Raw genomic sequence first — 1,448 nt, forward strand, 5'->3', positions numbered from 1 at the left:
AATAAAAAAACCGCCTCGTAAGGAGGCGGTTGTATGATTGAAAGTCAGGTTTGTTATTTCTTCACAATCCTCTTTGTTACAGAGCCACTTTCGGTGGTTACCGTTACAAAGTACAGGGCCGTATCCAGTGAACTGATGTCCACCTGGTAACTGCGCTCACTGTTCACACTAATGTCTTCTACCTTTCTTCCCAGTACATCGTGGATGCGAATACCCGTGATCTCCGCATTGGGTGATACTACATTCAGTAGTGCATCTGCAGGGTTCGGGTAGAGCGAGATGCTGTTTAAGGCCAGATCGCCGTTAGCCAGTACCTCTGTCTCGAACTGCAGGGTGAAGCGTCCATTGAAGGTGCCTGTATCACTGCTGAACTCATAGTCGTTCTGGGTGAGATCGGTGATCATTCCCGTTAGGTGGTCTACCAGGTAGATATTGCTAACTGTAAGGTTGCTTCCTGTAACATCAACAATACTGATCTTATAGGTAGTGTCTTCTTCGATCTGAGAGGCAAAGCCCATTGGGATCTTGATACCACTTTCAAAAGATTCACGTGTCTGGATGCCCAACTGCTCACTACCGTCCTCCAGGTGTGAATACAAGGCGATCAGTGTGGCCAGTCGGTTGGAGTCCATGCCTTCATCCAACTGTGGGGTGGCATCGCCTCTGAATCCTATTCCTGTATAACTCCTGGCCTGGTATTGATCACTCTCTACTTTCAGAAGAAGCTTTTCAAGTCCTTCAGGAGTTCTCAGGGTAATATTACCTGTGGTAAGTCGCATGCTATTGGTAAAGGTAACCGTTCCTGAACCAAAGGCCTTGATACCGAAGCCCTGACCCGTAGAGATCACACCATTAGGTGCTGTACTGGTCCCGGGATCGTTGGCAGCAGGTATTCCCATGGTACCGTTGTAGATCGAAAGATCATCCATCGATACATTGATCACATTGGCTCCCGGTATAGCAGCACTAGGTGGTGTTAAGTGCTCCCAGAAGTAAATCTCGTTTATCAGTGCGTTGTTGGCTACCAGCATACTCGCATCAATAGGTGAGGCGTATGGGTTGGCCAAAAAGTTCGGGGTACCATCGGGGTTGACCGTTAGGTCCCTGAATATTATGTTTCTATCTACATTACCCGTATTGAGTGTCCCTTCAGAATAGGTAAGTGGGAATTGAATGGTAGTGACCGGTGGCGGACCTGCATAGGCAGGATCAATATAGGCAGCCTGCGGATACACCACAAAACCTTCACCCGGAGTAATGGCGCCTGTGGCGGGGTTCCAGTCGTCCAGTACATCGTCCATAAAGTTCGTACCTCCGGCAGGAACACTCGGATGAGGCTCGAAATTCATAGGGGTATGCTCCTGTACATTGTAAGCCGAACCAAAAACATCGTTACGTGTCTCGGCCGTCATAGGACTACCCATCAACATGAAATCACGCTCCTTCAA

Annotated in this window: 1 protein-coding gene; it reads right to left on the reverse strand. The window is 48.5% G+C overall.

Annotated elements, in window-relative coordinates; all coding sequences use genetic code 11:
• Positions 1-53: 53 nt before the first annotated feature.
• On the reverse strand, positions 54-1,448 hold a 1,395-nt coding region (locus J1N09_RS15360; protein WP_265201165.1), incomplete at its 5' end, for a T9SS type A sorting domain-containing protein.

This window comes from Aureitalea sp. L0-47 (genome assembly GCF_026126405.1).
In the GTDB taxonomy this organism is placed as follows: Bacteria; Bacteroidota; Bacteroidia; order Flavobacteriales; family Flavobacteriaceae; genus Pukyongia.